At 69.7% G+C, this 17,777-nt stretch carries 9 protein-coding genes; 1 reads left to right on the forward strand and 8 read right to left on the reverse strand.

What is annotated here, in order from left to right; translation table 11 throughout:
* Positions 1-2: 2 nt before the first annotated feature.
* The 8 genes from F4553_RS08680 to F4553_RS08715 all read right to left on the reverse strand — a co-directional run bounded on the left by F4553_RS08680 (position 3) and on the right by F4553_RS08715 (position 16,396).
* Positions 3-1,364, reverse strand: a complete 1,362-nt coding sequence (locus tag F4553_RS08680; RefSeq protein ID WP_184834287.1) for an erythromycin esterase family protein — start codon at positions 1,362-1,364, stop codon at positions 3-5.
* A 104-nt stretch (positions 1,365-1,468) separates the two neighbouring features.
* On the reverse strand, positions 1,469-2,947 hold the full coding sequence (locus F4553_RS08685; protein WP_221469823.1) for a glycoside hydrolase family 99 protein: 1,479 nt from the start codon (positions 2,945-2,947) through the stop codon (positions 1,469-1,471).
* Positions 2,948-2,961: 14 nt separating this feature from the next.
* Positions 2,962-5,766: a PQQ-dependent sugar dehydrogenase gene (locus tag F4553_RS08690; protein ID WP_246466243.1), complete on the reverse strand. Its 2,805-nt coding sequence runs from the start codon at positions 5,764-5,766 to the stop codon at positions 2,962-2,964.
* An 89-nt stretch (positions 5,767-5,855) separates the two neighbouring features.
* On the reverse strand, positions 5,856-7,973 hold the full coding sequence (locus F4553_RS08695) for a ThuA domain-containing protein (protein ID WP_184834298.1): 2,118 nt from the start codon (positions 7,971-7,973) through the stop codon (positions 5,856-5,858).
* A gap of 103 nt (positions 7,974-8,076) precedes the next feature.
* Positions 8,077-10,944 carry a ricin-type beta-trefoil lectin domain protein gene (locus F4553_RS08700; RefSeq protein WP_184834300.1) on the reverse strand — a complete coding sequence of 956 codons (2,868 nt, stop codon included), beginning with the start codon at positions 10,942-10,944 and terminating at the stop codon, positions 8,077-8,079.
* Between the two features lie 377 nt (positions 10,945-11,321).
* Positions 11,322-14,402, reverse strand: coding sequence for a glycosyl hydrolase family 95 catalytic domain-containing protein (locus tag F4553_RS08705; RefSeq protein ID WP_246466685.1), 3,081 nt, complete (start codon positions 14,400-14,402; stop codon positions 11,322-11,324).
* A 231-nt stretch (positions 14,403-14,633) separates the two neighbouring features.
* Positions 14,634-15,743, reverse strand: coding sequence for a sensor histidine kinase (locus F4553_RS08710; protein WP_184834302.1), 1,110 nt, complete (start codon positions 15,741-15,743; stop codon positions 14,634-14,636).
* On the reverse strand, positions 15,740-16,396 hold the full coding sequence (locus F4553_RS08715; protein ID WP_184834304.1) for a response regulator transcription factor: 657 nt from the start codon (positions 16,394-16,396) through the stop codon (positions 15,740-15,742). Before F4553_RS08715 ends, F4553_RS08710 begins: the two co-directional genes overlap by 4 nt.
* 117 nt (positions 16,397-16,513) lie before the next feature.
* Here F4553_RS08715 and F4553_RS08720 point away from each other — a divergent pair, with 117 nt between their 5' ends.
* A complete protein-coding gene (locus F4553_RS08720) occupies positions 16,514-17,758 on the forward strand; it encodes a serine hydrolase domain-containing protein (protein ID WP_184834306.1) in 1,245 nt (414 codons plus the stop codon).
* The last annotated feature ends 19 nt before the right edge of the window (positions 17,759-17,777 follow it).

Genomic DNA, 17,777 nt, shown 5'->3' on the forward strand with positions numbered 1-17,777 from the left:
CCTCAGCCGTCCCGACGCCCCCAGTCGGCGGAGTGGTGCCACGGCGACACCTGGTCCACGTAGACCACCGCGTCGAAAGCCGCGAGCGCGTCCACCGGCGTGGCCTGGCCGCCGGTCATCATCGAGGTGGTCGCGGCGAACCGCCGCGCCACCGGGCCCTCCGCCGGGACACGGCGCAGGTCGAGCAGGTAGTGCGGCATCCCGGCACCGGCGAGCAGCTCATCGAGGCTCGCCGGGTCGAGCAGGCGCAGCTCCTCGGTGAAGAGTCGGCTGTGGCCGGGCGGATCATCCGGGTGCGGCCGGTGCAGCAGCAGCTCCCCGCCGCCGAAGGCGGTCGCGATCGAGACGTAGCGCTCGCCGTGGGCCGCCGCGAGGTGTGCCCCGAGCATGGTCAGTTCGGTGGTGATGATCGGCGGCGCCGACCAGGGCGTGCGCTGCAGGTGCCCGTTGGCGGCGAGGACGACGATGCGCTCCTCGCGGTCGAGGATCCACTCGATGTTCTCGGCCATGGCCGCGTCGCGATAGTTGGCCCCCTGATAGCCGCGGGTCGCGCCGTCGGGAAAGCCGGTGAGGAAGGCGTCGGTGTGCCTCGCCGTCGCAGCGCACCGGTAGGCGAACTCGAACGACTCCCGATCAGATCGTCCGATGTAGATGATTCGCATCGCCGCGAGCCGCTCCGGCAGGTCGCTGATGCGCGCGGTCAGCTCGTGGCGGACCGCCTGCTCCAACGCCATGTACGCGTGCAGGGTCGGTGCCACCCAGGCGATGCCGCTCCGGTCCGTGGGCAGGTAGTCGAAGAGCGGCAGCAGGTCCGACCGGACCGCCTCCGCGTACGCCGGATCGACCCGGTCCAGGTAGGCGAGCACCTCCCGGACGGCCGGCAGCGCCGAACCGCTGGAGTCCGACAGGTCCATGCCGTAGAAGCGCACCCGCCGATCGGCAGCGGCGTTGACGGCACGCAGCCATTCGATCTGGGTCCGCAGCTCCGCGCACCGGCCGAAGCTGTAGGTGATCCCGTCGCGCAGCACCACCGACGGCTCGCCCGGACCGCCGCCGATCCACTCGTCGACCAGCCGTCCTTCGCCGAACCCCGACTCCAGGACGACCGCGGTGAAGCCGAGCTCGGCGACGAGGAAGCGGCTCAGCCGGTCACGGACCTGGTAGAACTCGTGGATCCGGTGGGTGCTCTCCCCGAGACCGACGATCCGGGCGTCGCCGACGAGTTCCCGCAGCGGTTCCAGGTCGCCGAAGTCGTCGTCCTCGGCGGGCGTGATCGTGCGCAGCAGGCTTCCGTTGGCCCGCAGCCAGGCCCCGATCTCGACGTCACTCGTCGGCACTCCAGCGACGCTTCCGCTCGTGTCCATGCCCGCGACCGTACAGCCATGCTCGACGGCACCGGCCTCGACACGGACGGCGACGGGCCCGGCCGGCGCCGCTCGCGCCTGCCGGGCCCGCCTGTCCGTGGAGGTCAGCCCGTGATCAGGTCGAACCTCTCCCAGCCGCCGATCGCCGTCCGGTTGGCGATGAGCGGGTTGGCGCCCGCGTTCTCCGCCGTGACATACCGGTTGTTGCCGACGGCCCGCAGGCTCACGCTGCCGTCGGCGTTGCTGATCAGCTGGAACGTCTGCCACGTGCCGACCGTGCTGCTGCTCGCGATGAGCGGCCCGGCCCCGTTGCTGCTCGCCGTGACGATCAGCCCGTTGGCCCGCGAGCGCAGCGCGATGTTGCCGCCGCCCGCGTCGAGCCGGTCGAACTGCTCCCACGGCCCGATCGCCGTCCGGTTGGCGATCAGCGGGCTCGCACCCGCGTTGTCGGCCGTCACGTAGCGGCTGTTGACCCTGGCACGCAGGCTCACGGCCGTCGCGGGTGCCGGTGGGTTGAACCGATCAACCCAATATCTGGTACGCGTCAGGTACGCCGACTCCGCCGCCGCCCCGGTCAGCCCGTAGGCACCGGAGTAGGTCTGGTAGCCGAAGCCGCCCGGCGGGTTGGAGCTGGCCGGCTCGATCGACGACCCCTCGTGCCACTCGTTGAACGAGGTGATCGAGACCCATGGCGGCGGACCGCCGAGGGCCGGGTTGAGGACGTTGCCCCACTCCCGGTCATAGGTGGCGCCGTTGTCGCGGGCCAGCGTCGGCGTGGTGTTGCCCGGCACCGCCCGGTCGTCGATGTAGCCGGGTCCGATCGAGGGCGCCCAGACCAGGCCGTTGGCCTTGCAGTAGGCGGCCGCGTTGGCCCAGCCCGGTGCGGTGGCACCGGCGATCGCGTCGTAGGTGTACATCCCGCCGAAGTGCGCCACCTTCGAGGTGTCGGTGGTCTGCGCGAGCACGATCGCGGTGCTGCGTACCTGGTCGAGCGGGGTCCAGTCGGTGATCCGCAGGCTCTCGAAGACGTAGTACGCCGACCGGTTGCCGTGGGCCGCGTCCCGGTAGAAGGCGGGAGACGATCCGTAGCGGTTCTGGATGTAGGTGATGTCGGCGACGGTCGACGCCGCCGTCCGCCCGGAGTAGGGCTCCAGGTGCCAGGCGACCTTGATCCCGGCTGCGGCGGCGGCGGACAGGACCCCGGCGGCCCGCTGGTCCTCGAACGAGTTCTGCCCCCACCAGGAGTAGACGATGACGCCCACCCCGGCCTGGGCGATCCAGGACATGTGCTGGGTCACGGTCCCGGCGAAGTCGCCGGAGTCGTAGGCACCGCGGACCGGATAGAGGTTGGCCCCGACGTCGTTCGGCGGCGTGTGCCCGCCCTGCGGCCAGTGCCGGTAGCTGCCGGAGAAGGACGGGTTGCCGTACCAGGAGTAGTAGAAGAGGTGGACGTTGGCGGCGAGCGGAGCGGCGGCAGCGGCGGCACGTGCCGAGGCCGGGCTGGCCGGGGAACCGGCCAGCCCGATCGTCAACAACGATGCCGCGACCGCCCACCGGCAGAGCCGGTGCAGCAGTTGCTTCATGGTCGTCCTGCCTCTCAGACGTTGACCAGGGTGAACTTCTCCCACGGCCCGATCGCCGCCCGGTTGGCGATCAGCGGCTCGGCCCCGGCGTTCTCCGCCGTGACGTACATGCTGTTCACCGTGGCCCGGATGCTGACGGTGCCGTCGGAGTTGTTGACGAGGGTGAAGGTCTCCCACGAGCCCGCCGAGGCGCGGTTGGCGATGAGCGGGTTGGCGCCGCCGTTCTCCGCGCAGACGAACATGTTGTTGACCCTCGCCCGAAGGCCGATGTTGCCGCCGCTGAGGGTGACCACCTCGAACTGCTGCGCGGTGCCGATCGTGGTGGCGCTGGCGATCAGCGCCGCCGTCCCGGCGGTGACGTACTTGGCGTTGGCTCCGGCCCGCAGCGCCACGGCTGTCGGGGTCGGGGTGCTCCCGGTGACGAAGGTGAAGGAGTCCACGTCGAAGAGGTAGCCGGCGCCGCCCTTGAAGACGAGGAAGAGCGGGACGGTCCCGGCGGGCAGGTTGGTGAGGTTGGCGGAGACGGTCGCGAACGTCTCCCAGCTGCCGGTCGGCGCCACGGTCGCGGTGCCGTGCAGGGTGCCGGTCGCCGAGCCGCTGCGGATCTCCAGGGTGCCGCCCGCGCCTGCCGAGGAGACCCTCGCCGTGAACTGGGTGGCGTTGTTGATGCGGTAGGGGGTGTAGGAGATCCAGTCGCCGTTCTCGATGAATCCGGCGGTGTTGCCGCCCTCGGCCGCCGCGTGCGGAGCGACCTGGACGCCGGACTGGCCGCCGAAGTGCTCACCCTGGCGCTTCTTGGGCTGCAGCGTGCGGACGGTCCGCGTGGTGAGGCCGCCGTTGTCGGTGTAGGACGCGTCGATGACACCGAAGATGTTCGCCGCCGCGTCGTGCTCGCCGTCGACCGGGATCGTGATCGTGCCGGTGCAGCCGGTCTTGGAGGTGATCTGGTGCGCGTGGCTGTCGTGGCCCAGCGAGTAGGTCACGGTCACCCGCGAGCAGTTGATCGTGCCGTCCTCCGGGTCGGTGACGCTGACGGTGAACGGGATCGTGTCGCCGAAGGTGAAGAGCTGGCCGTCGGCGGGGGCCGAGACGTTCACCACCGGCGCGCTGTTGCCGACGGTGACGACCAGGCTCGCCGTGCCGGTCAGGCCCTGCGGGTCGGTCACCCTCAGCGTCGGGTTATAGGTGCCGTTCGCCGTGTACGTCTTCGTCGGGTTGGCCGCGGTCGAGGTGGTGCCGTCGCCGAACGTCCACAGGTAGCTCAGTGCGCCGCCTTCGGGGTCCGAGCTGCCCGCCGACGAGAAGTTGATCGCCAGCGGTGCCGGGCCGGAGGTCTTGTTCGCCGACGCCACCGCGACCGGGTTGCGGTTGGTCCCGGTGCCGATGTATTCGATCCGGAAGAGGGCCTGGTTGCCCGAGCCGGTGCCGTAGTCCAGGACGTAGAGCGCGCCGTCGGGGCCGAACGCCATGTCCATGACCTGCGTGCCGGTCCACGGGAACGCCGAGATCTCGCCGTAGGTGCCGTCGCCGTTGACGGTGATCGCCTTGATCCAGCGGCGGCCGTACTCACCGGCGAAGTAGCGGCCGTCGAGCGACTGCGGGAACTTGACCGATGAGGTCGAGGCGGCGTTGTAGCGGTAGACCGGGCCGCCCATCGGCGACTCGGAGCCGCCGCCGAACTCCGGCGGGGTGCCGGCGTCGCCGCCGTAGCGGATCCAGCTCGCCTTCGCCGCGGGCAGCGTGGTGATGCCGGTGTTGCGGAAGGAGTTGTTCGTCGCGCCGCCGGTGCAGTTGTACTTGGCCTGCGACGGGCCGGACGGGAACGTGTACTCGTTGTAGGTCTCGGTGGTGGTGTTCGTGCCGGTGCAGTAGGGCCAGCCGTAGAAGCCCGGTGCGGTGATCCGGTCGAACTCGACCTGGCCGTTGGGGCCCCGGTTGGGATCGGTGGCGCCGGAGTCGGGGCCGTAGTCGCCGAGGTAGACGTTGCCGGTGGGCTTGTCGACGCTCATCCGGAACGGGTTGCGGAAGCCCATCGCGTAGATCTCGGGGCGGGTCTTCGCCGTACCGGGCGCGAACATGTTGCCCGACGGGATCGTGTAGCCGCCTGCGGCCGTCGGCGTGATCCGCAGGACCTTGCCCCGCAGGTCGTTGCTGTTGGCCGAGGAGCGCTGCGCGTCGAACTGCGGGTTGCGGTCGGTGCGCTCGTCGATCGGGGTGAACGAGTTGGACTCGAACGGGTTGGTGTCGTCGCCGGTGGTCAGGTAGAGGTTGCCCGCCGCGTCGAAGTCGATGTCACCGCCGACGTGGCAGCACTGGCCCCGGTCGTTGTCGACCGTGAGCACGATCTTCTCGCTGCCCATGTTGAGCGTGTCGTCGGTGTTGAGGGTGAAGCGCGACAGGTTGAGGTGGCCCTTCCACGGTGCGAAGTCCGCCGCGGTGCCGCTCGTGGGTGCATCGCCGCCCGGAGTGGTGAGGGTCGGGGAGTAGTAGAGCCAGACGTAGCGGTTGCTGGCGAAGTTGGGGTCCACGGCGACGCCCTGGAGCCCTTCCTCGTCGTGGGTGTAGACGGGGATGTTGCCCGCGACCTTCGTGTTCCCGGCGGCGTCGGTGACCCGGACGGTCCCGTTGCGGGCGGTGTGGATCACCGAACGGTTCGGCATGACGGCCAGCGACATCGCCTCGCCGAGCTCGGCGCTGCCGGAGGCGAGGGAGATCTGCTGGTAGTCGGCGGCCGGGACAGGGGCCGCCTGGGCGCCGGACCCGGAGCTCAGCGCGGTGAGGAAGGTCGCGGAGACGGCGGCGACGACGAGCGCTCGCATCCGTCTTCCAGAGGAGCGGGACATGGCGGGGTCCTCTCAAGGGGTGTGGAGGGGTGCCCCGGCACCCGGGCAGGTGCCGGGGCGGGGTGCTAGAGGCCGAAGACCTCGAGCTCCCAGAGGGAGTAGCCGTACTGGGTGAGGGCTCGCTGCGTGCCGTAGACGCGCACGTAGCGGGCGGTGCCGGTGACGGTGAGGTCGTCGATGCCGCCGTCACCGGCCGTGGTGGAGTAGGCGCTGGTCCAGGTGGCGTTGTCGGGCGAGAACTGGATCTGGTAGGCCTTGCCGTACGCGGCCTCCCAGTTCAGGCGCACCCGGCTGATCGAGCGGGACTGCCCGAGGTCCACCGAGATCCACTGCGGGTCGGCGTACGCGCTGCCCCACCGGGTGCCGGTGTTGCCGTCGACCGCCAGGTTCGCGGTCAGCGTGCTGCCGGTCTGCACGCTGGAGGCCGCCGTGGGCTTGCCCTGCGAGAGCAGGACGGGCGTGCTGGTCGCGGGGGTGCCGTAGACGTTGAGGTCCCACAGCGAGTAGCCCCACTGCGTGGCCCGCTGCGTGCCGTAGACCCGGACGTAGCGGCCGGTGCCGGTGAGCGTCAGATCGTCGACGCCGCCGTCACCGGTGGTGGTGGAGTAGATGCTGGTCCAGGTCGCGTTGTCGGGCGAGACCTGCACCTGGTATGCCCTGCCGTAGGCGGTCTCCCAGTTGAGGCGCACCCGGCTGAGGTTGTAGGACGAGCCGAGGTCCACGGTGATCCACTGTGGATCGGTGTAGAGGCTGCCCCAGCGGGTGCCGGAGTTGCCGTCGACGGCGTTGGCGGCGACGTGTGGGCTGCCGGACTCCACACTGGACGCGGTGGCGGGCTTGCCCTGGGCGATGTCGGTGGCGGGCGGCTGGGTGCCGCCGGCCTTGATGCGGATGTTGCGGTAGGAGATGTGCGCGGCGTCGCCGTCGTTCTGCACGCCGATGTACCCGTTGCTGATCGCCCGCGTACTCGTGTAGTCGTTGATCTTCACGCCGTTGAGCCAGATCTCGACCCGCTGGCCGTGTACGCCGACCTCGTAGGTGTTCCACGAGCCCGGGGGCAGCAGCGCCGCCGCCCGAGCGGTCAGGTCCGGCGCCTTGAAGCTGTAGACGCTGCCCGTGGTCCGGGTGACGTCGGCGTCGGTGGCGTCGATCTGGATCTCGTGCCCGGCGTTGACCGGACCCCACGGGTCGCCGAGCGGATCGGGGAAGCCGATGAAGACGCCGCCGTTGTCGTCGCCCGGCATCATCCAGTCGAGCTTGAGCGAGTAGTCGGCGAAGGTGCGCACGGGGTACCAGAGCAGCCCCATGCCGCCGAAGGAGCTGATCGTGCCGTTGGCGAGCGTGAAGCCGCCGGGACCCGCCTGGCGCCACGCGTTGAGGCTGGTCTGCGTACCGTCGAAGAGGCTCGTGTAACCCGTCTCCGGGCGGCAGTCCGCGGCCTTGCTCCCCGCGGCGATCTGGATGCCGCCGAGCAGCATCTTCGTGAAGTTGGCGTCGGTGTAGGACTCCTCGGTGTGGCCGAGGCCCGTGTACCAGGAGCGGCCGCCGCCGTAGTTCTGGCACCAGGTGATCGGGTGGTCCCCGGCCATCGTGCCGCCGCTGTAGGACGACTCGTCGAGGCTGGCGAGGACCTTCGCGACCGAGCGGGGATTGGTGCGGTAGTTGTACCACTCGTCGGTGCGCGTCCAGGTCGGCGCGAGGTGCGAGGTGGAGACGTTGCCCCGGTCTTCGACCTTGATCGTCGCCTGCTGCTGTGCCGGGTGCGAGCTGAACCAGGCGCCGACGAGGCCTCCGTACCACGGCCAGTCGTACTCGGTGTCAGCCGCCGCGTGCACGCCGACGTAGCCGCCACCGGCGGCGATGTAGGACTGGAAGGCGGTCTGCTGGGTGGCGTCGAGGACGTCGCCGGTGGTGGAGAGCCAGATGACGGCCTGGTATTGCGCGAGGTTGGCGGTGGTGAACTGGGCGGCGTCCTCGGTCGCGGTGACCGAGAAGCCGTTGGCCGCGCCGAGCGCCTGGACGGCGGCGATGCCGTTGGGGATCGACGAGTGGCGGAAGCCCGCGGTCTTGCTGAAGACCAGGACCTTCGTCAGCGGAGCTGCGGTGGCCGAGACCGCGGGCACCGCGACCGAACCGGCCAGGAGGGCCAGTCCGGCCAGCAGCCCGATTGTTCTTCTGAGCATGTCGTTCTCCTAGGAGCGAGGGGGTGACGTGGCGCCCGGCACCGACCGGGCACCACGTCGCGAACGGGCCGGGCGGCGCGCAGGGACCGCGCCGCCCGGCGGATCAGGGCAGGGTCCAGTTCTGCGCACCGGTGCCGTTGCAGTCATAGATCTGCAACTGGCGGCCGTTGCTGGGGTTGGAGGCGGGGATGTCGAGGCAGCGGTTGGACTGCGGGTTGCGCAGGCTGCCGTTGGCCCCGGCCACCCACTGCTGGGCGCCGGTGCCGTTGCAGGTCCACAGGTGGATCAGGGTGCCGTTGGCGGTGCCGCTGGCCTGCACGTCCATGCACTTGCCGAGCGACCGGATCGTGCCGTCGCCCTGCACCGTCCAGACCTGGTTGGTCTGCCCGTTGCAGTCCCACATCTGGATCTTGGTGCCGTCGGCGGTGGCACCGCCGTTGACCTCGGCGCACTTCGCCATGCCCTTGATCGGACCGGTCCGCGGACCGGTGCCGCCCGGCACGCCGACGCCCGCACCGGTGAAGGTGTAGCTGTCGATGTCGAAGATGGCGCCGCCGGCCGCACCGGTGAAGACCAGGTAGAGGTCGTGGGTGTTGTCGTCGGGCTTGGTGACCGGCGCGGTGACGGTGGTGTAGTTGTCCCAGCCGCCGGTGTTGGCGACGGTCACCCGTGCCACCTCGGGGCCGGTCGGCGAGTCGAAGCGGAAGGAGATCGTGCCGCCGGCACCCGCCGAGGAGACGCGGGCGCTGACGCCGGTGATCCCCTTGAGGCTGACGCCGTGGTGGCGGACGTACTCCCCGGTCTGGATGTCACCGAGCCGCTTGCCGCCCTCGGCTGCGGCCTGCGTGATGACCTGCGGGCCGTTGAGCGTCACGTAGTGCTCGGCCTGCCACTGCTTGGGCCACAGCGTGAGCTGCTTCTCCCCCGTCAGCGGGACGGTACCCGCAGCGCCGGAGTCGGCGTAGCTGCCGCGCAGCACGAAGAAGAGCACCGAGTCGGGCCCGGCGTGGACGGGTCCGGTGTTGACGGTGAAGCCGCAGCCGGTCCCCTGCCCCTCCTCGTGGGCGTGCTCCTGGTGTCCGAGCGCCGCTCGGACCACGACGTTGGCGCAGGCGATCGTCCCGTCCTGCGCGTCGGTCGCGGCCGCGGTCGACGTCAGGTTGTCGTTCCAGTCGAAGAGCCCGCCGTCGGGTACGCCGCCCATCGTCACCACCGGCCGGTTGTTGCCGACGACGATCGCGATGGTGGTGGTCCCGGACCGCCCGGTGCCGTCGTTGACGGTCAGCCGCGCCCGCTTGTCCCCCACGGTGGTGTAGGTGAACGACGGGTTCGCCGCGGTGGAGTCGGTGGTCCCGTTGTTGTCGAAGTCCCACGCGTAGGTCAGCGGATCGCCGTCCGGGTCGGTGCTGCCGGCACTGGAGAAGGCGACCGCCAGCGGTGCCAGGCCGTTGTCCCGGTTGGCGGTGGCGACGGCGGTCGGCGAGCGCCCGCCGGCGACGTAGTTGATTTTGTAGAGCCCGGCCGCGACGTCGCCGGAGAAGTAGCCGTTGCCGTACTCCAGGACGTAGAGCGACCCGTCGGGCCCGAACTCCATGTCGATCGGGTGCACGAGCTGCATTCCGCTCACGACCGGCTCGATGACGGTCGGGTTGCCGGTGACCGGGTTGCCGTTGTCGAACTGGATCTCCTTGATCCAGTTGCGGCAGTACTCGGTGATGAGCAGCTTGTTGTCGTAGTACGCCGGCCACTTGACCTGGGAGTTCAGGTTGGGGTTGTAGTGGTAGACCTCGGCGTGGTTGGGCGATCCGCAGCCGCCCGGGTTGTCGAGGGCGGGCCACTCGCGGCTGCCGCCGTGCTGCTCCCACACGAGCGAGGGCTTGGTCGGCGGGAGCTGCTGCAGACCGGTGTTGCGCGGCGAGTTGTTGACCGGTCCGGTCGTGCCGCCGCAGGGGAACCAGCCGCGCGGGGCGTTGGCGGCGAAGTCCCAGTCGTTGTAGGCGACGTTGGGGCCGCCGCAGTAGGGCCAGCCGTAGTTGCCCGGCCCGGTCGCCCGGTTGAACTCGTCGTAGGCGGCCGGTCCCCGGTTGGCGATCGTGGCACCGGCATCCGGCCCCACCTCACCCCAGTAGAGGGTGTTGTTCGCCTGCTTGTCGACCCAGATCCGGTAGGGGTTGCGGTCGCCCATGATGTAGACCTCGGGCCGGGTCAGCGCGGTGCCGACCGGGAAGAGGTTGCCCGCCGGGATCGTGTAGGTCCCGTTGCTCTCCGGGTGGATCCGGTTGATCTTGCCACGCAGGTCGTTGGTGTTGCCCGCGGTGCGCTGCGCGTCGTACTGGGCGTCGCGGGCGGTCCGCTCGTCGATCGGGGCCATGCCCGCCGAGTCGCCGCCGGAGTTGGTGTTGTCGCCGACCGCGAAGTAGAGGTTGTTGTTGCTGTCCCACGTCATCGACCCGGCCGAGTGGCAGCACAGGCGCCGCTCGGTGGGCCACTCGATCAGCTTCGCCTCGCTCGCCGGGTCGAGGACGAGCGTGGTGGCGTTGAAGGTGAACCGGGAGATCCGGTTGACCAGCGGCGTCACGGCCGGGGAGTAGAAGAGGTAGACCCACCGGTTGCTCGCGAACTGCGGGTGCAGCGTGATGCCGATGAGCCCGTCCTCGAACCGGGCGTCGAGCTGCAGCGTCAGCGCCACGGTGGTGATGTTGGTGGCCGGGTTGTAGAGCCGGACCTGGCCGCCGGCGGCACTGGTGCCCCGGTTGATGTAGAGGACCTTGCCGTCGGGCAGGACGGAGAGCTCGATCGGCTCGCCCATCGACAGGCCGCCGTCGAGCTTGACCTTCTCGAACGAGCTGGTGGGCGGTGGTGCGGCGGCAGCCGGGTCGGGCTGCGCGGTGACCACGATGCCGGTCGCCACGAGGGCGAGCGCGAGCATCGCGGCGCCTGCGGACAATCGCAGGCGCGAGGTCTGTGCCATGGCACACTCCTGACAAAATTCATGAAAGGGACGGGGTGCGGGCAGGCGTCACCGGCCTGCGTCGCGGAATGCGGTGCGGGCGTTACGCGAAGCCGCGCGTCAGCGGCGGGACTGCCGCGTCAGGCGGCGGGAGGCACGCCGGGGCTACCCGGTCCGGCAAGGCCGACGGAAGGGTGCGGGCGTGGGGTGAGCAGGCCTGGCGCGGGAGCGCGGGCCCTGCTGGGTCGGCGACAGCATGTCGATTCCTGGTGAGGTGGGGTACGCGACCAGCGCGAACCCGGGGCGGCTCGGAGGAGAACCAGGCCGCCGAAGCCCGGTTCTTGGTGCCGTGGTGCCTTGTGGGGGCCGGGTCACCAGGCCCAGCCCCCGCCGAACGGTTAAGGATTGACCAGTGTGAACTTCTCCCACGGGCCGATCGCAGTGCGATTGGCGACCAGGGCCGCCGCTCCACCGTTCTCGGCAACAACGTATCTGTTGTTGATCCGCGCCAACAGACTCACGGTGCCATCAGAATTACTGACGAGTCCGAATGTTTCCGCGGTGCCGATCGCCGTAGCGCTCGCGATCAGCGGGTTCGCCCCGTTGTTGGGAGCGGTCACATAGAGGCCGTTGACCCGGGCCCGCAGTGCCACATTGCCGCTGCCGAGATCGAAGACGTCGAACTGCTCCCAGGCGCCGATCGAGGCCCGGTTGGCGATCAGCGCCGCCGCACCGCCGTTCTCGGCACAGACGTACAAGCTGTTGACCTGCGCGCGGATACCCTTGATCGTCGAGCCCGGCGGCGTGCCGCCGGTGGTGATCCGCAGCGCGTCCACCATGCCGACCGCGGTCGCCTTGTTGACGATGCGGATCGTGTGCTGCCCGTTGGACAGGCCGGTCCTGGCGTAGACGACCGCCTGGGCCTGCCGGGCCGTCGCGACGTAGAGGTTCACGTTGGCCTGGAAGACGTTGTCGAGGTAGACGTCCACGTTGCCCATGTCACCGTTGCGCTCCGAGAGGTACTCGACCCCGGTGCCGGTGAACGTGTAGGAGGCCTCGGCGCCCACGGTGTTGGTGTGGTGCGTGTCGTCGTTGTAGTCGCCGTAGCCCCGGCCCGTGGTGTGGTACCAGTTGGCGCTGTAGGTCAGCTCGGTGTCGTTGACGAGCCCGCCACCGCCGCCGGCCCCCGCGAGGCCCAGCGTGGACGCCGTACCGGAAAGGGATTTCGGCCCCTGGTTGGCGGTGCCGGACAGCTGCACCGACGTGTAGCCGGTCAGCGGCTTGGCGACGCGCTCCAGCACGTAGACCGTGTTGGCGGCGGTGGCGAAGGTGACCTCGGCCGCCGTGCTCGTCGTGATGATCGCGTTGTCACCGGTACGCCGCACCCGGACCTGCTGGGTGCCCCACGGGTTCACGACGCGCGCGTCCTTGCCGTAGAGGCTCTTGAGACCGACGTACTTGATCTCGCCGGCCTCGCGCTCGGAACTGACGACGAAGCCGTCCTTCGCGAGCAGGGTGAACTTGCCGACGAAGCTCGAGTCCCCGGGCACCGCCGGGAAGACCCGGATCTTGTCGTTGTAGCTCTGCATCAGCGATTCGTTGAGCGCGGTCAGGTGCACGCCCAGGTATTCGAAGACGCCGTTGGTGTTGTTGGTCATGCCGTTGGGGTAGTTCTGGTAGCGCTGCAGCATCAGCTTCATGCCGCTGAGCGCCTGGTCGCCGAGGCCCAGCCGGGCCGCCTGCACCGCGTCGTTGGCCCAGACGTTGCTGTAGGGGTTGGGCCGCACGTTCCAGGTGTTGAGGGCGGTCTGGAAGTCCGACGCACCGATGCCGGTCCGGTCGTAGGGCCAGATCAGCTCCGCCGACACGTTCTCGCCGTTGCGGGTCGGCGACGTCGGCGGGTCGTGCGGCAGCCAGGCGCCGTTGCTCACCTGGTAGGGGTAGAGGTTGTCGAGCATCGACTGCCAGCCCGCGCGCAGCCCGCTGTCGAGGCCGAGCTGGGTGCTCACCTGGATCGTCAGCGGGAAGAGCAGCCGTACGGCGGCGAGGTCGGTGATGGCGTTGCGCACGTCCCAGTAGGTCTCGTGCGCGTTGGAGTTGACCATCACCCACTTGCCGCTGCCGCTGTCGAGGGTGAACTTGCGCTGGTAGAACTTCACCACCTCCCGCATGTACGGGTAGACGGTGTTCTGCAGGTAGGCGGTGTCGTTCGAGTACCGGTACTGCAGGTACATGTTGTAGGCGGCCTCGGTGCCGGTGGAGTAGATGTCGTTGACGTAGTCGCTGCCCACCGTTCCCCGGGCGTTGCCGTCCCAGCCCATCGTCTCGGGCACCCACAGCCCGTCGATCGCGTAGCGGGTCTGCGTATAGGCCTTCAGCGCGTTGTAGTTGCGGCTGTAGAGCCGGTTGAAGACCGCCAGCATGTCGACGTGATTGGACGCCAGGAAGGAGTTGTAGACATCGCGCTGGTTCCAGTACCAGTAGCCGTTGCTCCACTTCGTCGCGTCGCCGGTGGCCCGGAAGACGCCGTTGATGAAGTGGTAGGGGTAGTTGCCGAAGCCTCCGGCCGCGATCATGTAGGTGGACAGGTAGTAGACGTTCTCCAGGTAGTCCGCGTCGCCGGACGAGTTGGAGTACTGGACGAACGACCGCTCCCAGAACGCGTGCCACCAGTTGCGGTAGTTGTTGAGCGTGGTGGCGTAGCCGGTTGCCTTGACCGCCGAGAGCTGGTTGCGGGCCTGGGTCACCGAGTTGGCCCCCGGCGAGTTGACCCGGCTCGCAGCGGTGAACCAGATCGTGTAGCTGCTGGTCGGCGTGATGTTGAGCCGGACGCGGGTCCCGTTGACGACCTGGGTGGTGAAGGAAGCGCCCTCCACCGTCGCCGCGAGGGTGTAACCGAAGCCGTTGGCATCGCTCTGGCCCCGGCTGAAGCCGGCCGCCGTCGCATCGGCGAAGGTCGAGACCGTCCGCCAGGTGTTGATGTCGGGCACGTCGCCGGAGTTGGAGACCGAGTTCGGGTCCCACATGCTCAGGTCGAGCGCGATCGACGAGACCCCGGCACGGGAGTCGTCGACGTGGATGCCCATCACCTCGGAGTTGGGCGACCCCATGATGGTGACGGTGCGGTTGCTGTCGTACTTCGTGGTCAGGATGCCGTCGTAGAGCGACAGCCGCTGCTGGTAGGTGGTGTAGCCGGAGTCCATCGCCGGGCTCGTGGTGAGCCCGACGTTGCCGGCCGCGAAGGCCGACTGCTGGGATAGGTCCACTCCGGACACCTGCATCGTCAGGCCGTTCTGGCCCCACGCCATGGCACCGGTCTTGCCGTTGCCGACGGTCAACCCGTAGAGGGGGTTCGTGTTGACCTTGTTGTAGACGATGTCGTGCTTGGAGAGGTAACCGGCGTAGTTGACGTTGAGAGCGCCGCTGGTGGAGTTGAAGGCGGCGTCGGTGGGCGACGCGACCGCCGGGGCGAGCGGCATGGTCGCAGCCAGGCCGACGACGAGGGCAGTCGCCGTCACCCGGCACAGCATGCGTCTTGTAGTGATACTGCGCAAACTCATGGGACAGACCTCCCGGAGGGGATGGGACGTGGTCTTGTTACCAGGGTCACAAGTTTGGAATATCCTATAGGATAGATGAGGGTCAGGGAAGGCGTCGCCGACACACGTTGGAAATAACCGGATAACACATTGCAAGACTCCGCGTGGGCGTCACTCAGGAGCCGGGGCCGGGTTCTGCGGCAGGTGTACGGCGATGTCCATGCCGCCGGTCGTCCGGGCGGTACTGGACAGGACGCCGTCGTGCGCGGTGACGACCGCCAGGACGATGGACAGACCGAGCCCGGCTCCGCGGATGCCGGTGGCTGGGCCTCGGACGAACGGCTCGAGCATCCGTCGCTGCTCGTCCGGCGTGACCAGCGGACCGGTGTTGACGACCCGCAGGAACGCCTCTCCGTTCGCCGTGCCGGAGGCCACGGTGACGTGTCCGCCGGCGTGGTTGTAGCGCAGCGCGTTCTCCAGCAGGTTGCCGGCCATCCGTTCCAGCAGCACCGGTTCGCCGCCGACCAGCGCCGGCAGCAGGTCGGCCCGCACGGTGACGGCGGCGGTCGCCGCCCGATCGGCGGCATCGGCGACTGCCGCAGCCGCGACCTCAGCCAGGTCCACCGGCATCCGGTCGAGTGGACCGGCCTGGCTGCGAGCCAGGACCAGGAGCCCGTCGAGGGTCCGCTGGGCGGTGCCGACGGCGGTGGCGACGTCGGCCGCCATCGCGATGAGTTCGGCCCGGTCAGGTGTGCCGTCGAGGGTGACGTCGACGGCGGTACGCATGGTGGTGAGCGGGGTACGCAGTTCGTGCGCCGCGTTGGCGACGAACAGGCGCTGGCTGCTCAGCGCCCGATCGCGTTCGGCCACGCCGTGCTGGATGCGATCCAGCATGCCGTTGATCGTGGCGGCCAGCGCGGCGAGTTCGTCGGCGGGCCGGCCGACGGGTACGCGTTCGGACAGGTTCTCAGCGGACAGCCGGTTCGCCGTACCGGATATCGTCCGGATCGGCCGCAGGATCCGCCCGGCCACGAGCCAACCGGTCAGCGTCGCCAGCACGGTCACCACCAGCAGCGGCACCGCGGCCCGGGTCAGCAGATCGGAGATCGCCTCCGCGCGCAGTCGCCCGCCGGTGTCGCCGTCCGGCGTCGGAGGAGGCAGCCGCAGGCCGCCCCGCAACAGCATCAGGTAGGTCAGTGCCAGGAGCAGAACCCCGGTGGCGAGCACCAGGCAGGTGTAGACGAGGGTGAGCCGGCTGCGGGCGGTCAGCCGCCGGATCATGGCACGATCCGGTACCCGACGCCGGTCACGGTTTCGATCAGCGGCGGAACACCGAGCTTGCGGCGCAGGGTGCTGACGGTGATCCGCACCGCGTTGGTGAACGGGTCCGCGTGCTCGTCCCAGACCTTGTCCAGCAGGGTCTCCGCACTCACCACGGCACCGTCGGCGGCGAGCAGCCGATGCAGCACCCCGAACTCCTTCGGAGTCAGCGACAGCGACCGGCCGTCCCGTTCGGCGGTACGCCGGGACGGATCGAGTTCGACATCCCGCGTGTGCAGCACCGGCGGGACGGCGGGTGTGCTGCGCCGGGCCAACGCATGCACCCGGGCGACCAGTTCGGCGAAGGCGAACGGCTTGCCCAGGTAGTCGTCGGCGCCCAGGGCCAGCCCGTGCACCCGGTCGGACACCGCACCGGAGGCGGTGAGCATCAGCACTCGGGCGGCGCCGCGCTGCGCCAACAGCCGGCACACGGTGTCGCCGTGCACGACCGGCAGGTCACGATCCAGGACCACCACGTCGTACGGAACGACGTCGCACCTGTCCAGTGCCTGCTGCCCGTCGTACGCGACGTCCACGGCGCAGCCGTGCTTGCGCAGGCCGGCCGCGATGTAGGTGGCCAGCGGCTGTTCGTCCTCGACCAGCAGCACCCGCATCCGCCCAGTATCCCCCGCACCGCATATGGGCGACGTATGGTCCGGCGATCGGTCGCCGATAGGCGGTCGCCGGTAGACCTGAACCGGTCCGATCGTCGATCAGGAGGGACCGTAGTCATGGATGCGGATTCGTTGCGTGGGATCGGCCGGAGGCGGCTGGTCGGATGGGGCGGGGCGGCGGCCGCCGGTGTGGTGGCGGCCGGCGTGCCGCTGGCGAGCGCCGGGATCGGCCACGCCGCCTCGAACGCGGCCGGCGCGGCCGGGCATGAGCGGATCCCACCGGACGCCCGGCCCGGCGGGGCCTATGACCGGTACGTGGCGCAGTTGGCCGCCCAGGACAGGTTCTCCGGCGTGGTGCTGTTGTCGCACCGCGGCCGTACGGTGCTGTCGCGCAGCTACGGCATGGCCGACCGGGAGAAGGGCGTCCGCAACCATGAGGGCACCGCGTTCAGCCTCAGCTCGGCGGGCAAGCCGTTCCACGCGGTGGCCCTCCTGCAGTTGGCGCAGCAGGGCAGACTGACGCTGACGGACACGGTGGGCGCGCACCTCACCGGCTTCGCCGACGACATCGCCACCCAGGTGACCATTCACCACCTGCTCTCCAACACCTCCGGGCTGAACACCCCGGACGAGGACGTGCGACGCGTCTTCCAGAATCGGGCGGAGGTGCGCGAGTTCTACCAGCAGTGGGCCCGGCAGTCGCGGCTGGCCGCCCCCGTCGGCACCCCCACCGCTCACGCCGGTGCCGAGGTCGCCATCCCGGCGATGATCGTCGAGGCCGTGACCGGCACTACGTACTGGGAATACGTCGAGGAGAACGTCTTCCGCCGCTGCGGCATGACCGGCTCGGCGTTCCGCACCAGGCCGCAGTGGCTCACGGACAGGCACATCGCGCACCCGTACATGATGCTGGCCGACGGGAGCCGGGTGGACGCACTCCGCAACCTGGACAAGGACAGCCCGTATGTGCTCGGCAAGAACCCGGGCCGCGCCTTCATCGACGCCCCCGGGGACGGCGGATTCGCCACCGCACCGGATCTGGTCCGGTTCGCCCACGCTCTGGGCGACGGGACGGCGCTGGAGCGCCCGTGGGCCGACGTGCTGACCGCCGCCAAGGTCCCGCACGGACCCACGTCGTTCGGCGCCTACGGGATCCCGGTCCGCATCGTCAACGGCCAGTGGGCGTTCGGGCGCGCCGGCGCCAATCCAGGCATCGGCGCCGCCTGGACCATCTACCCGGACACCGGTTGGGTCGGCGTCATCCTCAGCAACAGCGACGGTGCGCCGCTGCAGGAGATGAGCCGGCGGGAGACACAAGCCGTCACCGGCGCTCTGCCCAGCGGACCGGGCGGGGGCGGCTGACCCCTCGGTCGGGGGCAAC

This window comes from Allocatelliglobosispora scoriae, from assembly GCF_014204945.1.
GTDB classification, from domain to species: Bacteria; Actinomycetota; Actinomycetes; order Mycobacteriales; family Micromonosporaceae; genus Allocatelliglobosispora; species Allocatelliglobosispora scoriae.

Bases quoted from the DNA above. Each gene is read 5' to 3' on its own strand.
- F4553_RS08680 (WP_184834287.1), bottom strand. From the start codon at position 1,364: ATGGACACGAGCGGAAGCGTCGCTGGAGTGCCGACGAGTGACGTCGAG.
- F4553_RS08685 (WP_221469823.1), bottom strand. From the start codon at position 2,947: ATGAAGCAACTGCTGCACCGGCTCTGCCGGTGGGCGGTCGCGGCATCG.
- F4553_RS08690 (WP_246466243.1), bottom strand. From the start codon at position 5,766: ATGCGAGCGCTCGTCGTCGCCGCCGTCTCCGCGACCTTCCTCACCGCG.
- F4553_RS08695 (WP_184834298.1), bottom strand. From the start codon at position 7,973: ATGCTCAGAAGAACAATCGGGCTGCTGGCCGGACTGGCCCTCCTGGCC.
- F4553_RS08700 (WP_184834300.1), bottom strand. From the start codon at position 10,944: ATGGCACAGACCTCGCGCCTGCGATTGTCCGCAGGCGCCGCGATGCTC.
- F4553_RS08705 (WP_246466685.1), bottom strand. From the start codon at position 14,402: ATGCCGCTCGCCCCGGCGGTCGCGTCGCCCACCGACGCCGCCTTCAAC.
- F4553_RS08710 (WP_184834302.1), bottom strand. From the start codon at position 15,743: ATGATCCGGCGGCTGACCGCCCGCAGCCGGCTCACCCTCGTCTACACC.
- F4553_RS08715 (WP_184834304.1), bottom strand. From the start codon at position 16,396: ATGCGGGTGCTGCTGGTCGAGGACGAACAGCCGCTGGCCACCTACATC.
- F4553_RS08720 (WP_184834306.1), top strand. From the start codon at position 16,514: ATGGATGCGGATTCGTTGCGTGGGATCGGCCGGAGGCGGCTGGTCGGA.